The sequence below is a fragment of the Mycobacterium parmense genome (assembly GCF_010730575.1).
GTDB classification, from domain to species: domain Bacteria; phylum Actinomycetota; class Actinomycetes; order Mycobacteriales; family Mycobacteriaceae; genus Mycobacterium; species Mycobacterium parmense.
In genome coordinates, this window is sequence record NZ_AP022614.1 from 5,681,239 (window position 1) to 5,697,997 (window position 16,759).

Consider the following 16,759-nt stretch of genomic DNA (forward strand, 5'->3'; position numbering starts at 1 on the left):
GTGCGACGATGAAGGGCATGCATGGCGACGCCAGCGTTAGATGACATTGATGTCAGATACGAAGATCCGAGAAGGTGATGATGAGCCAAGCACCAGCACCGGCCGACGCGGTCGATGTGAGCCGAGTCGACACCGAGAACTACCGCAGCATCTGGATGTACCTCAAGGAGCTCGAGTTCCGGCAAGGGTTCATTGACATCGGAGTCAATGGAGTCCCCGTCCGTACCCGTTATGCCGAGGCCGGCGGTCCGGGCAAGCCGCACGCCATCCTGCTGCACGGCACCGGCGGGCACTGGGAGACGTTCGCGCCCAACCTTGCCGCACTGTCGCAGCACTTCCATTGCGTGGCGATCGACATGGTCGGCAACGGATTCTCCGGCAAGCCGGACTATGACTATGAGATCGCGGTTTACGTCGAACACGTGCTGGGGGTGATGGACCACTTCGGCATGGCGTCGGCCAACTTCATCGCCATGTCGCTGGGCGCGTTCGTGGCGTCCGCGGTCTGTGTCGGCCACCCCGACCGGGTGGGGAAAGTGATCCTGATGTCGCCGGCCGGACGCGAGGCGTCGGCGTCGAATATGGCGCGCATTCGGGCGGAACGAACCAAAGCGGTCAACGAGCCGACGTGGGCATCGCTGCACGCCGTGTTCGCCCACCTGATCGCCGACGAGTCAAATCGGCTGCCCGATCTCATCGGTCTACGTCAGGCGGTCTACCGGCGTGAGGACACCCGCAACACCATCGACCGGCTGCTGATCCTGCAGGACGAGAAGGTGCGGCAGCGCAACCTGATTCCCGACGAGAAGTGGCGCGGCATCACTGCGCCGGTGATGATCGTGGCCTCGGGCAAGGACCACGGGGTGTACCAGGACACCGCACGCACCATAGCCGACCTGATCCCGAACTCGGAGGTATTCGAGATGCCCTCGGTGCGGCACTGGCCGCATTTCGAGGACCCTGAGGCGTTCAACGCCGCGGCGATCGAGTTCCTCACGCGATGAGCAGACCCGCCGAGGTCGAGCTCGCCGACATTGCCCGGCGGCTCTACGAGGCCGAGCAGACCCGCACGCCTATCCGGCAATTGTCACTCGACTATCCCGACATGACCATCGAGGACGCCTACGCGGTGCAGCGGGCACTCGTCGCGCTCAAGGTCGCCGACGGGCGGGAAGTCAAGGGTCGCAAGATCGGTCTGACCTCGAAGGTGATGCAGCGGGCGGTGTCAATCGACGAACCGGATTATGGCGCGCTGTTCGACGACATGTTCATCGAGGATGGCGGCCGCATACCGCTGGGCCGTTATATCCGTCCGCGCGTCGAGGTCGAGTTGGCATTCGTATTGGGCGAGCAGCTATCCGGCCCGGACGTCACGTTGTTCGACGTGCTGCGGGCCACCGAGTTCGTGACTCCCGCATTGGAAATCCTCGACGCCAGGGTGCACATGTCGGACCCCGAAACCGGTCATCTGCGCACCATCGTCGACACCATCGCCGACAACGCCGCGAACGCCGGTCTGGTCCTGGGCGGGCGGGTGTTCCGCCCGTTGGACGTCGACTTGCGCTGGGTGGCGGCCCTGCTGCTGCGCAACGGCACCATCGAGGAATCCGGGGTGGCCGCCGCGGTGCTCAACCATCCCGGCAATGGCGTGGCCTGGCTGGCCAATCGGCTTGCCCCGCACGGTGTTCGGCTGGAACGCGGCGAGGTCATCCTGTCCGGATCGTTCACCAAGCCGGTGTTCGCCGAACCGGGGGACACCTTTGTCGCCGACTATGGACCGCTGGGCACGGTGTCGCTGACGTTCGATTCGGAGGCATCGTGACGAATCGGTGGACACAGCGCATCGGCGACGGCGACCCGCGCATCGGCATGTGGGTGGCCTCAGGCAGCGGTTACGTCACCGAAATCTGTGCAGGGTCCGGGATTGACTGGCTGCTGTTGGACCAGGAGCACGCGCCCAACGATGTGCGCACCACGCTCGAACAGCTGCAGGTGTTGGCCGGCTACCCAGACGTCGACGTGCTGGTGCGTCCGCCCTCGGCCGACCCGGTGTTCATCAAGCAGTTGCTCGACATCGGGGCTCAGAACATCATCGTCCCGATGATTGGCGGGCCTGACGAAGCGGCCGCGGCGGTTGCCGCCACCCGCTACCCACCCGAGGGCATCCGCGGCGTGGGCAGCGCATTGGCCCGGGCATCGCGTTGGAATCGCATTTCTGACTATCTTGTCACCGCAGACGCGACCGTGTCGTTGACCATTCAGGTAGAGAGTGTGGCCGGCCTGACTCTGCTCGGCGAGATCGCCGACGTCGACGGGGTGGACGCCGTCTTCATCGGACCGGCCGACCTGGCAGCCTCGCTGGGCAAACTTGGGCAGCCGGAGCATCCAGACGTCGTGAGCACCATCGAAACCGCGCTGGCGACCATCGTGGAACACGGCAAGCGTGCCGGGGTTAATGCGTTCAGCGAGCCACTGGCGCGCCGCTACATGGCGGCTGGGGCGAGCTTCGTGCTCGTAGGGGCGGATGTGGCACTGCTGGCCCGTGGCACCGAGCAGCTGGCGGCGAGGTATCGTCGCCAATGAACGACGCATTGTTTCTGACTGTCGTGTCACTTAGAATTCCGGATCATGGATCTCGACTTCACGCCTGACCAGCTCGAGTTCCGTGACGAGGTCCGCACGTGGCTCGACGAGAACAAGCCGACCGAGCCACGGCCGCGCGACGATACGGGTATCCGCGAATACGACCTCGCGTGGCAGCGCAGGCAATGGGAAGGCGGCTGGGCCGGCATCGCCTGGCCGACAGAATACGGCGGCAAGGGGCTGACGCTGCTCCAGCAGCTGATCTGGTACGAGGAATACGCCGCGCGGGGGTTCCCTGGGATCGATGCGTGCTTCGTCGGTAACTCGCACGCCGGGCCGACCCTGATCACCAGGGCAACCGACGAACAAAAGTCCTTTCACTTGCCCAAAATACTTGGTGGTGAAGTGATTTGGTGTCAGGGCTTCTCTGAGCCCGACGCAGGATCGGACCTGGCGGCATTGCGCACCAAGGCGGTGGTGGACGGCGAGCACCTGGTGGTCTCGGGGCAGAAGCTGTGGACCAGCTTCGCCACCGTCGCCGATTACCAGGAGCTGCTGGTGCGCACCGACAACACCGGCGGCAAGCACAAGGGCATCACCTGGGTGATCTGCGACATGAGCACACCGGGCATCGACGTCCGCCCGATCGAAACCATCGAGGGCGGTTCGGAATTCTGCGAAGTGTTCTACGACGACGTCCGCATCCCGCTGGGCAACGTGGTTGGTGCTGTGGGTGACGGCTGGTCGGTCGCGATGGCGACATTGTCCTTCGAGCGCGGCACCGCGTTCACCGCCAACCAGGTCCGGCTGGCGAAGATCATCGAGGACCTCATCGACTATGCCCGCGACCACGTCGGACCGGACGGCCGCAGACCCGCCATCGCCGACGACGAGATCGCCCGGCGGCTGGCCCGGGCCCGCGCCGCGGTGGCGGCGCTGCGGGCGCTCACCTACACCAATATCTGCGAGGCAATGAAGACCGAGACGCCCGGCCCTCGTGGTTCGATCGTGAAGCTGATGTACGCCGAACTAGCCAAGGAGATCGGCAAATTGGCGATGGACGTTCTCGGTCCGGCCTCGGTCCGGTATTCGTCGCGCTGGGACGTCGACGGCTGGGTCGGTTACTACTACTACAGCTTCTCCCAGGCCATCGGCGGCGGAACGTCGGAGATTCAGCGCAACATTGTCGGCGAACGCGTGCTGGGGCTGCCCAGATGAGAGGACCAAACGGTGGATCTGCTGCCCGGAGTTGAGCAACTCGAAATCGTCACGGCAGCAGGAGAATTTCTCGCCGATCGGATGCCGGTTGAACGGATTCGCGCCAATCGCCATGCGGCTGCCCCGATTCCCGATTCGCTATGGCGACAATGCGCCGAGCTGGGCCTGCTTACGCTCGGACTCGACGAGGAGTCCGGCGGGTCAGGCCGTCCCTTGGACGACGAGGCACTACTGTTCGTCGAACTCGGCAAGCGCCTAGCGCCAGGGCCCTTCCTGGCCTGCACGTTGGGCGCCCGGGTGGCTGCCCGTTGCGGAGACGACGCGCTGGCGCAACGGATCGGCTCGGGGGCGTCCAGGGTGGCTCTTGCGGTATTGCGTGGCGACGGCGACGTTCGCCCTGTCAAGGGCACTTTCGATCTGTTCGACCCGGCAGGCGCCTCGCACGCCTTGGTGGTGGCCCGCAGCGGTGCCGCTCTGGTCGGCATCGATTCCTTCGGCTCACTGGCGCCCGTGGTCGCGGCAGACCCCGGTACCCGGATATCGACGGCCACAGCGGCATCCGCCGAACCGCTGCACTGGCTGGCTGTCGACGACGAATGGATCTGGGGCCGCGCCATGGTGTTGACCGCGGCGTACCTCACCGGGTTGGCCGCGGCCGCCGCGGCGTCAGCCACCGAACACGCCAAGACTCGTGAGCAGTTCGGCAAACCCATCGGCGTGCACCAGGCGATCAAGCACGCCTGCGTCAACATGGGGATCGCCGCCGAGGCGGCACAGGCGCAGACGTTCTTCGCCGCGATTGCGGTGGCGGGCGGACGCGCCGACGCACTGCTGCAGTTGCTGTCGGCCGTCACGGCGGCCGGCTCGGCGGCCGTCGACAATGCCGCCGCAGGCATCCAGGTATTCGGCGGGATGGGTTATACGTTCGAGAACGACATGCACCTCTATCTGAAGCGCGCGCATGTGTTTCGCCACCTGTTCGGTGAGCCTACCGACGTGCTAGCCGAGCTGCTGGCCCAGGACCGCGCCCAGTGAGCGGCACCGCTGGGGCCGTAGCCATCGCGGGCGTCGCCCTGTCCGACGTGGGGCGGGTCGACGACAAGGGACCCTACGAGCTGATCGCGCAGGCCAGCCGGCGCGCGCTGGCCGACGCCGGCCTGACACCCAACGATGTCGACGGGTTGGCCTCCACCGGTCAGGGCACACTGCCCCCCGTCGATGTCGGCGAGTATCTCGGGCTGCGGCCACGCTGGATCGATTCCACAGCGGTCGGGGGAGCATCGTGGGAGGTGATGGCCGCCCACGCGGCCGACGCGATCGCCGCCGGGCACGCCGATGTGGTGCTGCTGACCTACGGCTCGACCGCCCGCTCGGATCTCCGAAAAGGGTTGCGTGGGGCCAACATCAACTGGGGTGCGCGTGGGCCACTGCAGTGGGAGGCACCCTACGGCCACACCCTGATCTCTAAGTACGCGATGGCCGCGCGGCGGCATATGTTCACCTACGGCAGCACGATCGAGCAGCTGGCCGAGGTCGCCGTGTCCGCGCGGTTCAACGCGGCCGACAATCCCGCGGCCTACTACCGCGATCCGATCACCATCGACGAGGTGCTAGGCGGACCGATGATCGCCGACCCGTTCACCAAGCTGCACTGCTGCATTCGTAGCGACGGGGGTGCCGCCGCCGTTCTCGTTAGTGCGGAACGCGCGAAGGATCTACGTAGTAAGCCAGTGTGGGTGCTCGGTTCAGCGGAAACGACCTCGCACATGCTCACCTCCCAGTGGGACGACCTCACCGTCGGCCCGGCCGCGGTCAGCGGACCGCTGGCCTTCGCCCGCGCCGGGGTCGCGCCGTCCGACGTCGACGTCGCCGAAATCTACGACGCGTTCACCTACATGTTGCTGCTCACCATCGAAGACCTCGGCTTCTGCCCCAAGGGGGAGGGCGGTGCCTTCGTCGAGAAAGGTGCGCTGCGCCTGGGCGGCGCGCTTCCCACCAACACCGACGGCGGCGGGCTGTCGGCGTGCCACCCAGGCCAGCGCGGGTTGTTCCTGCTGGTCGAGGCGGCGCGACAGTTGCGCGGCGAATGCGGCCCGCGCCAAGTGCCCGATGCCAAGATCGCCTGTGTCAGCGGCACCGGCGGCTGGTTCTGCTCCAGCGGCACAATGATTCTTGGCGCCGAGGAGCCATAGATGGCCAGCGCACCGCTGAGCACCGAAGTCGTCGACACCCGGGAGATGTTGGAGGCAGCGGCTGCCGTCCACGGGAATGTCGAAGCGTATGTCGAGCCTGGGGCGCGAATCACGTTCGCGGAGTGGATCGGCCGCGCCCGTGGCGTGGCGACCCAGTTCGCCGACCTCGGCGTCGGCAAGGGCGACGTGGTCACGCTGTGGCTGCCGTCGGGCATCGACTATGCGACGTGTTACGCCGCCGCGGCGATGATCGGCGCCATCACCGCCGGCCTGAACCCCCGGCTCGGCCGTCGTGAGATCGAATCGATTCTGCAGCAAGCCGATCCAGCGTTGATCGTCGCCGACGAGCATCTCGGCGCGCTACCCGATACCGGGCACCAGCTGCTGTCGCGGGATGCGCTGTGCAGCGACCCGTCGCGATCGGCACCGCCTGCCGTGGAGCTCAACCGCCGGGACCTGGTTGCGTTGATCTTCACCAGCGGCACGACGGGGACGCCTAAGGGCGCGGCCTTCGATGCCGACCGACTGGCTGCGGGCGCGGCAGCATCAGGCGTGATGAGCGCGCCCTACGACAGGCGCCTTACGTCGACGCCGTTTTCGCACGCCGGCTACATGTTCAAGCTCTGGGATCAATTGGTGTGGGGCAGCACGCTGGTGGTGCCACCGACACCGTGGTCGGCAAGGGGCATGTTCGACGTGCTCCGCGACGAGCGCGTCACCGTAGCGGGTGCGGTCCCGACTCAATGGGCCAAACTGCTCGATGTCGACGGTGTGAGCCCCGAGGCGTTGCCGCACTTGCGGATCGGGGTGGTGGCGACCGCTCCGGCGCCGCCCGAACTGGTACGGCGGGTCGCCGGGGGCATCGGGGTACCACTGGTGGTGCGGTATGCGATGACCGAGTGCCCGACCATCTGCGGCACCGAACCGACCGACGCCCCCGAGATTCAGTTCCGCACCGTGGGGCGGCCCGCCGCGGGCATGGACGTACGGATCGGATCCGACGGCGTGGTCGAGGTGCGCGGCCCCTGCGTGATGCGTGGCTACTGGCGTAACCCGGAGCTGACCGCAGAGGTGCTGCGCGACGGTTGGCTGCGTACCGGCGACGTCGGCGTGCTCGGCGACGACGGCAATATCACACTTGTGGGGCGCCGCGGTGACATGTACATCCGGGGTGGCTACAACGTCCACCCCGGCGAGGTCGAGCGGACGCTCACCGGCCACCCGGGTGTGAAACAGGCTGCCGTGATTGGCCGATCCGCGCCGGTGATCGGCGAGATCGGCGTCGCGTGCGTGGTACCCGCGGACGCCACCGCTCCGCCGACACTGGCCGAGTTGCGAACTCACGTGGCGGGCGAACTGGCGGACTACAAGGCGCCCGACGAACTGCTGATCGTCGACGAACTGCCGCTGACTCCGATGCTCAAACCGGACCGGCCTGCTCTGCGTGGACTAATCACACTGCGCAACGAGGACATTCAACGTCTAAGACGGCCAGGATGAAGAAGTCCAGCGGTAACTCATGGCTGATCCGGGTGTAGCTCGATGAACAGGCCCTCGGCTTCGGCGCATAGCGTGTCCCCGTGGGTGAGCTCCGCGCGCAGAATTCGTTTGCGCCCTTGCTCGCTGACAAACCATGCCCGTACCGCGAGTTCCACGCCGACGGGTGTGATGGACCGGAAGTCGGTGTGCAGATACGCCGTTCGCGCGGGGGCGCGGTCACCGCTACTGGCCAGTCGGCCAAGCACCTCGTCGAATAACAGCGGGATGGCCCCGCCGTGGACGGCTCCGCCGCCGCCTAGGAAGTACCGGCCGAACGTTATCGACCCCTCGACTTTCTCATGGTCGCCCGCTATCGGAATGAAGTTGGGGGACATGGTTTGTCCACGTCCTGGCAGATCGAGCCGGCGGGCGAAGATCTGTCGTCGCTCGGGGACTGCGGACTGGGCCAAGCGGTCGGCCCATCGCTGCAATTCCTGCTTTAACGCGACTATGGTCGCCGCGTCCGGAGCGGCTGCAGCCACAGCGTCGAGGAAATCGCGCAGGGCGTCGATCATGTCGCCGTACTCGGCGCCGCCGCCCGGGTTGCGTACGGTCGGCTCCTGCCAGGCCCGCATCGGCGGAAACCCGCCCCGTGGCGCCGGTTCATGGGTCACTTCGCACACCGTTCCGCCATGTCCCAAGACTAATGCATTGACATTAATCTTGCGCGCTGCGATGCTGGCGTGGCGTGCGTCACAACGCGTCGTGACCACAGCCGCGAGTAGACGGTAGGGAGCGAACATGGCGGAAGTCGCGTCGGACGGCCCACTGGCCGACCTCGTGGTCGTCGACCTATCGACGACGCTGCCGGGAGCACAGGCGACGCAGTTCCTCGCAGACTGCGGCGCCGAGGTGATCATGGTCGAGCCGCCCGACGGTAGTCCGTTGCGCGAGCTGGCGGGCTGGCCCGCACTGCTCCGCGGCAAGCGCAGCGTGACATTGGACCTGCACGACGACGCCGATCTGGAGCGGCTGCGTGCCCTGTTGCGCCGCGCCGACGTCATGGTGAACACTCTGCGGCCGGCCACGGCCGAGCGGCTCGGTCTAAGTCCTGAGTCATTCTCTGAGCGTTATCCGCGGTTGGTGGTCGCCAACATCACGGGCTGGGGGTCGACCGGGCCGTTCCGTGACTACAAGGGCTGGGAAGCCCTGGTAATGGCGAAGGCCGGTGTCATGCATGAAAAGCGCGGACTGACGACAAGGCCGGGACCGGCTTACATCACGTCCTCCTACGCTTCGTGGGGAGCCGCCCACGCCGCTGTCCAAGGTGTGCTGGCCGCGCTCCTCGAGCGAGACAGCAGCGGGCTGGGCCAAACGGTCGAAACCAACCTGGTCACCGGCATGGGTTCGATGGATCCGTACAACTGGTTCTACGAGATGGTGCTCGAGCGGTATCCCGGAGCCTTCGAACCGATGGACGCCGCCTACGACGACCAGGGCAGGCCCCAGGCCTACCTCATTTATGCACTGCTGGTGTGTCCGACCAAGGATGGTCGCTGGCTGCAGTTCGCGCAGGTGTCACCGAAGTTGATCGGCGCCTGGCTCACCGAACTCGACTTGCTGAAGGAGCTCAGTGACCCTAAGTGGCAAGGGTTTCCGATGCTGCCGACGGCCGAACTTCGCACCGAGTGGTGGGACATGATGATCGAGCGGGTGGGGGCGCGCACTCTCGCCGAGTGGCAGCAAGCCATGACCGAGAACCGCGACCTGAGTGGCGAACTCTTCCGGAGTCCCGCGGAGTCGCTGGACCATCCCCAGACTGTGCACGAAGGCCGCGCCGCCACCGTCGTCGACCCCGATCTCGGGCCGGTCCGTCAACCGTCGACCCTCATTCATGCCGACGGCAAACCGCTGATCCAGCTTCGGCCGGCACCGCGAATCGGCGAGCACAACGACCTCGTGTCGTTCTCACCAGCCGGCGCCGACAGGGCCGGCGTGAACTCCGACGATCCGCCGCTGAACGGTGTGACGGTGCTGGAGTTCGGCAGCATGTTCGCCGGACCCTACGGCGCGACCCTGCTGGCCGACCTGGGGGCCCGGGTGATCAAGGTCGAGCCGCTGGACGGCGACAACATCCGTAACTTGGTCGCATTCCCCGAAGCTGGCGGCGCAAAAGTGTTGCAGGGCAAGGAAAGTGTTGCGATCGACTTCACCAAGCCCGAAGGCCTGGACTTGGTGTACGAACTGGCCAAGCGGTCCGACATCGTGCTGCAGTGCTTCCGGGGCAAAGCCGCCGAGCGGGCGAAGATCGACGAGGCATCGCTCAAGGCGGTCAACCCCGACCTGGCGTTCGTGACGACCTCCGGCTACGGGGTGGACGGACCGTTCTCGCACCGCGCGGCCTACGCACCGTCGGTCGGTGCGGCATCCGGGCTGGCGCTGGTCGACAGCCACGACACGGGCGAGCCGCCCGCCGACTTGGATGACCTGCACCGCCGAGCAGTCAAACTGCACGCGGGCGGGGCCGTCCCCGCAGTGCAATCTGACGGCATCGCCGCGCACGGCGTCGGTTCTGCGCTGCTGGTCGCGCTGTATGCCAAACGGATGGGACGACCGATGTCCAACGTGGTCACCACGATGCTCGCCACCGCGCAGCAGGCGATGATCGCCTACAACGCAAGCTATGCGTCCCGTCCCGCCGAGGTAGCCGCCGACGAAGAATTCTTCGGCATGAATGCGCTGTACCGGATGTATTGCGCGGCAGACGGTTACGTCTTTCTCGCCGCACCGTTGCCGCGCGAATGGCCGGCGCTGACGAAGGCGATGTCGCCCTACGTCGACTTGCACGCCGACGAGCGCTTCACCGATGCCGAATCTCGCGCGGCGCACGACGAGGAGCTGATCGCCGTACTGACAACCGTTTTCGCCAACAAGTCCAAGTTGGAATGGGAGCACGAGCTGTCCGCCCAGGACGTCGGCTGCGTCGAGGTGGTGGAAGCCAATTCCGAGTTGGTGCTGCAGACCGATCCGTACTACGAGGCGGGCTATGCCGTGGACGCCTACAGCCCGATCTTCGAAGAGCACCGCCGGCTCGCCCCGCTGTGCCGGTTCTCCCGCTCACGCACTCGAGCCGACGCGGGATGCACCATCGGGCAGCACACCGATGCGGTGCTGCGCGAAATGGGTCTGGAAGACGCCACGATCGCCGACCTCAGGGCGAAGGAGATCGTGGGCGGCAGCTGACGGATCAGTCGTCGTCGTCGGCGATCAGCGCGCGCGTCTCGTACGACACCGGAGCGGTTAGCATGCCGACCCAGGTGTCGACGTAATTGTGCAGCTGTGCCTCGCTGAGCCCGTGACCCGAACGCGCCGCCGCAGCAAGGGTATTGATCAGGCTGACATACAGCTGGAAGGTTCGGCCGCGCCGAATGCGCCCAGGCAGGTCTTGCAGCGCGGCGTCGACCAGTTCCTCCAGCTTCTCCTGCGTCCAATCGTCGTCGACGTGGTCGGGCCAGTATTCGCTGCGGGCTCGCGGATCCTCCACCAGCCGCGCCAGGAACGGCGCGAACATCTCGCCCGCGGCGATGCTGTTCGCCAGCGGGCGTGCCAGCAGCCACACCACCGCGCGGGGATCCGCCTCCTTGCCTTCCTCGCGCATGCTTGTGAGCATTTCCCGGCGATCGGCTCCCAGTGACGCTTGGCGGTAGGAGATCAGTGCGCGGATGAGGCCGTCGCGGGAGCCGAAGTGGTAGCGAATCACCGAGGTGTTGGACTGCCCGGCGGCCTGCTGAATCTCGCGCAGCGTGACGGCCTCGATACCCCGGGTGGCGAACAGCCGCTCTGCGACCTCCATCAACATCACGCGGGTCGATTCGCCCGAGGCATTTCGTCGCCGTGACCCCGCAGCCGATTCAGTGCTTGTCATGGATCTCCTCACGGTTCGCCTCAGTTGTACCGGCGTGGCAGCGTTTATAGAAAGAATAATGTCAATGCATTAGAAAGTCTGGACTTCTGACGGTTCGGCTGGCATCATTCGGGTGAGTGATCGGACCGCGGAGGGCCAATGAGCATGATCTGGACGAATTCGGGTGACTCGCACTTCCTGGAACCCGACGACCTGTGGCAGTCCCGGTTGCCGAAGGCGCTCGCCGACCTGACGCCCCGCGCTGAAAAGGATCCCGACGGCGAGTACGAGACAGTCTCGGTCGACGGACAGATCTTTCGGCGCAAGCTGCCGTCGTCGGCGATGGAGGCCTTCATCGAGGAAAGCATGAAGCCGCAAGGCATCCGCGACGCCAAGGCACGGTTGGGGGACTTGGACAAAGAGGGTGTCTGGGGTGAGGTCATCTTCCCGTCGCTGGGCATGTGGGCCTCGACGTTTCGCACCCCCGAACTACTCAAGGCATGCATGCGCGCCAGCAACGAGTGGGCGCTCGAGGAGATCTGCGCGGTGTCGCCGCGCTATGTGGTGACCGCCCAGGTGTCGACACTGATCGTCGAGGACGCCGTCGAGGAATTGCATTGGGCCGCAAGCGAAGGCTTCAAGGCGGTGTTCTTGCCGACCAGACCGCATCCGAGCGCCCCGGACTGGCATCGCAAGGAATGGGAGCCGTTTTGGGCGGCGGCCGAGGAAGCCGGCATGGTGATCGCGTTTCACATCGGCACCGACCCGGTCGACATGACCGTCGGCGGCGCATCGGGCGGAGCGGGCATGGTGTACCGCGGGCCAGGTGGAGCAGTGATGAATTACGCCGAGACCACGTTCTCCGGACAGCGGGCAGCAATGAAGATGGTCGCCTCCGGCGCACTGGACCGCCATCCCGATCTTCGGGTGCTGATCTCCGAAGGCGGCGCCACCTGGGTGCCGTTCCTTGGTGACCGGATGGTCGAGGGCTACCGCCAACACCATATGGCGGTGCGGCCCAAGCTGACTCGTAGTCCCAAGGAAATCCTCTACACCCAGGTTTATGCGTCCTTCCAGCATGACGAGACCGCGGTCGCTGCCTATGAGCACATGGGCTACAAGAACGTGATGTTCGGCAGCGACTACCCGCACATGGAAGGTACTTTCGGCCACACCCAGGACACCCTGAAGGGCCTGTTCGACGGGGTGAGCGACGACACCCGGCTGCGCATCACCCAGGGCACGTTCTACGAGCTGTTCCCCGACGTCCCGCCGATTCCGGCCGAAAGGTTCTGAGCGTGCCCAATTCGTCCGGGCTACGCGACGTCGCCATTGTGGGTGTCGGCGCCACACCCTATTACAAACGCGGCGGGTCACTGCCGAAGTCGATCACCGAGTTGGCCGGCGAGGCCATCTTGGCGGCGTGTGAGGATGCCGGCCTTCCCGTGACCGACGTCGACGGCTTCGCATACTACTCTGGCGCCAGCGCAGGCTACACCGAGAAGATGGACACCGCCGACTTCATGGAAACACTGGGGATTCCGGAAGTCCGTTTCACCGCAGCACTGACCTCAGGCGGTGGCGGCTCGGCGGGCGCGATCGGGCTGGCGCGGGCAGCCATCGTCGCCGGCGATGCCTCCGTAGTCGTGACGGTGATGGCGCTGCAGCAATCCAAACAGCGCCTCGGCTCCGTCTTCTCGGCGATCGAACCGGACCCGATCAACTCGTTCTTGCAACCGTCCGGGCTGTTCGGCCCCGGTCAGCTGATGTCAGTCATGGCACGCCGGCACATGCACCTCTACGGAACCCGTCGCGAGGCATTCGCTGAGATCGCTCTCTCCACTCGAGCCAACGCGGCAAATCGGCCAAAGGCGATGCACCCCGAGCCGCTGACGCTCGAGGACTATTTCAACGCTCGGATGATCGCAGAACCGTTGTGCCTCTACGACTTCTGCCAGGAGACCGACGGGGCGGTGGCCGTGATCACCACGAGCATGGATCGCGCCAAGGATCTGAAGCAGCCGCCGGTGCCGGTGGTCGCCGCCGCCCACGGCGGTGTGCGCGACTGGGGCAGGGCCTTCGCGTGGATGGGAATGCCCGACGAATACTTCGCCTCCTCGGGTAATGCGCCCATCGCCAAGCGGCTCTACCAGCAGGCCGGCATCAGCGCCGACGACATCGACGTCGCGCTGCTCTACGACCACTTCAGCCCGATGGTGCTGATGCAGCTCGAGGACTACGGCTTCTGCGGCAAGGGGGAGGGCGGCGCGTTCGTCGAAAGCGGAGCCATCCGGTATGACGGCGGCTCGATCCCGGTCAACACCCACGGCGGTCAGCTCTCTGAGGCCTACATCATCGGCATGACCCACATCATGGAAGGGGTTGAGCAGATGCGCGGGACCGCCATCAACCAGGTCGCTGACGCCGAACTCGCTCTAGTCACCGGGGGGCCGGCGAGCCTGCCCGTGAGCGGGCTGATTCTGGGGCACGCCGCATGAGCACCACCGCCGCCGTCGTCCTGGCGACCACCATCCCGGGCGAACACGTCCGGATCGCCGTCAACAAAGACACTGAGCCGTTCTGGCAGGCCGCGAAGGAGCGGCGGCTCGTGGCGCCGCAGTGTGGCGACTGTCAGACCTTCCGCCTGCCACCGACACCGTTCTGCCCCAATTGCCAATCCAAGACGGTGAATTGGGTCGATCTCAGCGGCGACGCGGTGGTCTACAGTTTCGCGGTCGTGCACGGGTTCCCCGGCATGCCGGATCTGGTGCTGGTGCCGGCGGTCCTTGACCTGCCCGACGCGCCCGGTGCGCGACTGGTCTCCAACATCGTCGACATTGCACCCGCCGACGTCACAATAGGAATGCCGGTCCACGTCGACTTCTCACCGATTTCCGACGGCTGGTTGCTGCCTGTCTTCCGCGTCGGCGATGAGGACCGGACGTAACGCCGTGTCCGACGACAGCGCCCTGCACGAGAAACCGCTGGAGTTCCTGACCAGCATCGCCAACACCGGCGGGTCCTGTGACGGCCAGGCGATCCTGCCCGTCAATGGTCACTTCCGGTGCACGTGCTCGTGCGGCGACTGGGACGTCGAAGTCGATGATCCGCAGGAAGGCCTGCGGCAAGCAAGGATTCACACCGGCAGCGTGGCCGGATAGATGCTGAGGAGCAAAGGCCCATGGGTAATCTGAACGGCAAAGTCGCCTTTATCACCGGAGCGGCCCGCGGCCAGGGTCGCGCACATGCGGTCCGACTTGCGGCGGACGGCGCGGACATCATCGCGCTCGACATCTGCCGCGATATCGACTCTATCGACTATCCCAACGCCAGTCCGGAGGATCTCGACGAGACCGTCAAGCTCGTCGAGAAAGAAGGTAGACGCGTCGTGGCCCGGCAGGCCGACGTGCGTGACGCCGACGCCGTCGAGCAGGTGGTGGCAGACGGGCTCGCCGAGTTCGGCCGCCTGGATATCGTGATCGCAAACGCCGGCGTTATTCGACTGGGCCCCGATGGCGACCGGCGGCAGACCTTTCGCGACATCATCGATGTCAACCTCATCGGCGTGTGGAACACCGTGGAAGCGGCTATCCCAGCCCTCATCGACGGTGGACGCGGCGGATCGATCGTGCTGACGTCGTCGAGTGCCGGACTCAAGGGCACCGGCACGGATCGGGCTGGTGGACAGGCCTATACTGCGGCCAAGCGGGGGCTCGTCGGCCTGATGCAGGTGTGGGCGAACGAGTTCGCCCAGTACTCCATCCGCGTCAACACCATTCATCCCACGGGTGTCGCCACCGGAATGGTGATGAACGAGACCATGGGCAAGCTGCTGGAGGCCAACGACACCGCGGTCGCGGCAATGCAGAACGCGCTGCCCATCCAGGTCCTGATGCCGGAGGATATCGCGAACGCGGTGGCGTTCCTGGTGTCTGATGAGGCGAACTTCATCACCGGCACCGCCTGGCCGCTCGACGCCGGCTTCGCCGTCCGTTGACGGTCCGGGCGGACGTCGAGGAGTATTGCGTTCGCCTCCCGACATAGTTAACCTAGTTGGACGATTCCGCTTTGGATCCGTCGTAGCAATTCGCGCTAGATTGACAGTGGACTGTCGTAATATGCGAGCCGCGCGTGCCTGTAATCGCGCTCGTTCTCGGCGGTACGGAAGGACGTCATGATCCAGAACCAGCCAACGGCAACATGTCCCGTAAAGAGCGTCGATATGAACGCGCCGGACTCGCCTGCTCTGACGCACTTCCATCTGCTCGATGAGTGCCAGGACGACGCCCGGCCGGTCTTCCGCAACACCGAAGCCGGCATGGATTACTGGGTGTTTACCGAAAACTCGGTGATCCTCGACGGACTCCAGCACCCGGAACTCTGGTCCAGCAGCGTTATCGTGCCCACCGAACCGGACCCCCCGTACAAGTGGATTCCGATCATGATCGACCCGCCCGACCATGCGAAATGGCGCCATGTGCTGGCGGAGTACTTCTCACCGGGCCGGGTCAAGGGCCTGCGCGACGCGCAGCAGAAGCTCGCCGCCGAACTCATCGACCAAGTCGCCGGCGAGGGCGGGTGCGACTTCGTGGCGCGGATCTCGCGGGTGTTCCCGTCGACGGTCTTCCTGACGATCATGGGCATGCCCGTGGAGGATCTCGAGAAGTTCCTGGCCTGGGAGGACATGATCCTGCACCAGAGCGGGGCCGGGGAGGAAGTCAACGCGGCCCGCCTCGAAGGCATGACGCATGTGATGGGTTACTTCTCGGGCCTGATTCAACAGCGACGCGAGAACCGTGACCCCGATGCCGACGACATCGTCAGCAAGGCCATCGACTGGACCATCGACGACGAACCGATCAACGATCTCGAGCTGCTCAACTGTCTGTTGCTGTTGTTCATGGCCGGGCTCGACACGGTCTCCAACCAGCTGTCGTACGCGATGCTGCATCTGGCCACCCATCCTGCCGACCGCGCCCGGATCGTCGCCGAACCGCAGCTCATTCCAAGGGCCGTGGAGGAACTGCTTCGGGTTTATCCGATCGTGCAGACCGCGCGAAAGGCGACCCGGGACATGGACTTCCACGGGTGCCCGGTCAAGGCGGGCGACATGGCGTCGTTCTCGTTGGCGTTCGCAGGCCGGGACGAATCGGCCTACCCCAATGCCCGCACGGTCGACTTCGACCGCGGCGTCACACGTCACTTGTCCTTCGGCGGCGGTCCGCACCGGTGCCTGGGTTCGCATCTCGCCCGACAGGAGCTGGCGGTGGTGCTTCAGGAGTGGCACAAGCGCATTCCGGAGTACGAGGTCTCGGGGCAGCCTATCGAGCACGGCGGTCAGGTGTTCGGCGTGGATTCGCTGAACCTGACGTGGCGCTGACGT

General features: G+C 65.6%; 16 protein-coding genes. 14 read left to right on the forward strand and 2 right to left on the reverse strand.

Annotated elements, in window-relative coordinates; translation table 11 throughout:
* Positions 1-77 precede the first annotated feature (77 nt).
* Genes G6N48_RS26375 through G6N48_RS26405 form a run of 7 tightly spaced genes read left to right on the forward strand, consistent with a single transcriptional unit; the run spans position 78 to position 7,493 of the window.
* Positions 78-1,004 carry an alpha/beta fold hydrolase gene (locus G6N48_RS26375; RefSeq protein ID WP_085269928.1) on the forward strand — a complete coding sequence of 309 codons (927 nt, stop codon included), beginning with the start codon at positions 78-80 and terminating at the stop codon, positions 1,002-1,004.
* On the forward strand, positions 1,001-1,822 hold the full coding sequence (gene hpaH / locus G6N48_RS26380; protein WP_085269927.1) for a 2-oxo-hept-4-ene-1,7-dioate hydratase: 822 nt from the start codon (positions 1,001-1,003) through the stop codon (positions 1,820-1,822). The genes G6N48_RS26375 and hpaH overlap by 4 nt, the downstream gene beginning before the upstream one ends.
* The gene (locus G6N48_RS26385) at positions 1,819-2,583 is read left to right on the forward strand and encodes an aldolase/citrate lyase family protein (protein ID WP_269475425.1); all 765 of its coding nucleotides are present in this window, start codon (positions 1,819-1,821) and stop codon (positions 2,581-2,583) included. Before hpaH ends, G6N48_RS26385 begins: the two co-directional genes overlap by 4 nt.
* Positions 2,584-2,628: 45 nt before the next feature.
* Positions 2,629-3,801: an acyl-CoA dehydrogenase family protein gene (locus G6N48_RS26390; protein ID WP_085269926.1), complete on the forward strand. Its 1,173-nt coding sequence runs from the start codon at positions 2,629-2,631 to the stop codon at positions 3,799-3,801.
* Between the two features lie 12 nt (positions 3,802-3,813).
* On the forward strand, positions 3,814-4,836 hold the full coding sequence (locus G6N48_RS26395; protein ID WP_085269925.1) for an acyl-CoA dehydrogenase family protein: 1,023 nt from the start codon (positions 3,814-3,816) through the stop codon (positions 4,834-4,836).
* Positions 4,833-5,993, forward strand: a complete 1,161-nt coding sequence (locus G6N48_RS26400; protein WP_085269924.1) for an acetyl-CoA acetyltransferase — start codon at positions 4,833-4,835, stop codon at positions 5,991-5,993. Before G6N48_RS26395 ends, G6N48_RS26400 begins: the two co-directional genes overlap by 4 nt.
* Positions 5,994-7,493 carry a class I adenylate-forming enzyme family protein gene (locus G6N48_RS26405; protein ID WP_085269923.1) on the forward strand — a complete coding sequence of 500 codons (1,500 nt, stop codon included), beginning with the start codon at positions 5,994-5,996 and terminating at the stop codon, positions 7,491-7,493. It begins immediately after the preceding gene.
* 17 nt (positions 7,494-7,510) lie between these two features.
* On the opposite strand, the gene G6N48_RS26410 is transcribed toward G6N48_RS26405, so the two are convergent.
* Positions 7,511-8,245 (reverse strand): hotdog domain-containing protein, encoded by a 735-nt coding sequence (locus G6N48_RS26410; protein WP_232066718.1) that lies wholly within the window; start codon positions 8,243-8,245, stop codon positions 7,511-7,513.
* A gap of 28 nt (positions 8,246-8,273) precedes the next feature.
* On the opposite strand from G6N48_RS26410, the gene G6N48_RS26415 reads away from it, so the two are divergent.
* Positions 8,274-10,715: a CaiB/BaiF CoA-transferase family protein gene (locus G6N48_RS26415; RefSeq protein ID WP_085269922.1), complete on the forward strand. Its 2,442-nt coding sequence runs from the start codon at positions 8,274-8,276 to the stop codon at positions 10,713-10,715.
* A gap of 4 nt (positions 10,716-10,719) precedes the next feature.
* On the opposite strand, the gene G6N48_RS26420 is transcribed toward G6N48_RS26415, so the two are convergent.
* Positions 10,720-11,397, reverse strand: coding sequence for a TetR/AcrR family transcriptional regulator (locus G6N48_RS26420; RefSeq protein WP_085269921.1), 678 nt, complete (start codon positions 11,395-11,397; stop codon positions 10,720-10,722).
* A 138-nt stretch (positions 11,398-11,535) separates the two neighbouring features.
* Here G6N48_RS26420 and G6N48_RS26425 point away from each other — a divergent pair, with 138 nt between their 5' ends.
* From G6N48_RS26425 to G6N48_RS26450, 6 genes are all read left to right on the forward strand, one after another.
* Positions 11,536-12,672, forward strand: a complete 1,137-nt coding sequence (locus G6N48_RS26425) for an amidohydrolase family protein (protein WP_085269920.1) — start codon at positions 11,536-11,538, stop codon at positions 12,670-12,672.
* 2 nt (positions 12,673-12,674) lie between these two features.
* A complete protein-coding gene (locus G6N48_RS26430) occupies positions 12,675-13,874 on the forward strand; it encodes a thiolase C-terminal domain-containing protein (RefSeq protein WP_085269919.1) in 1,200 nt (399 codons plus the stop codon).
* Positions 13,871-14,323 carry a Zn-ribbon domain-containing OB-fold protein gene (locus G6N48_RS26435; protein ID WP_085269918.1) on the forward strand — a complete coding sequence of 151 codons (453 nt, stop codon included), beginning with the start codon at positions 13,871-13,873 and terminating at the stop codon, positions 14,321-14,323. Before G6N48_RS26430 ends, G6N48_RS26435 begins: the two co-directional genes overlap by 4 nt.
* A 4-nt stretch (positions 14,324-14,327) precedes the next feature.
* Positions 14,328-14,537, forward strand: coding sequence for a hypothetical protein (locus G6N48_RS26440; RefSeq protein ID WP_085269917.1), 210 nt, complete (start codon positions 14,328-14,330; stop codon positions 14,535-14,537).
* 20 nt (positions 14,538-14,557) lie between these two features.
* Complete coding sequence (locus G6N48_RS26445; protein ID WP_085269916.1) at positions 14,558-15,373, forward strand: mycofactocin-coupled SDR family oxidoreductase; 816 nt, start codon at positions 14,558-14,560, stop codon at positions 15,371-15,373.
* 225 nt (positions 15,374-15,598) lie between these two features.
* Positions 15,599-16,756 carry a cytochrome P450 gene (locus G6N48_RS26450; RefSeq protein WP_085269915.1) on the forward strand — a complete coding sequence of 386 codons (1,158 nt, stop codon included), beginning with the start codon at positions 15,599-15,601 and terminating at the stop codon, positions 16,754-16,756.
* Positions 16,757-16,759: the final 3 nt, after the last annotated feature.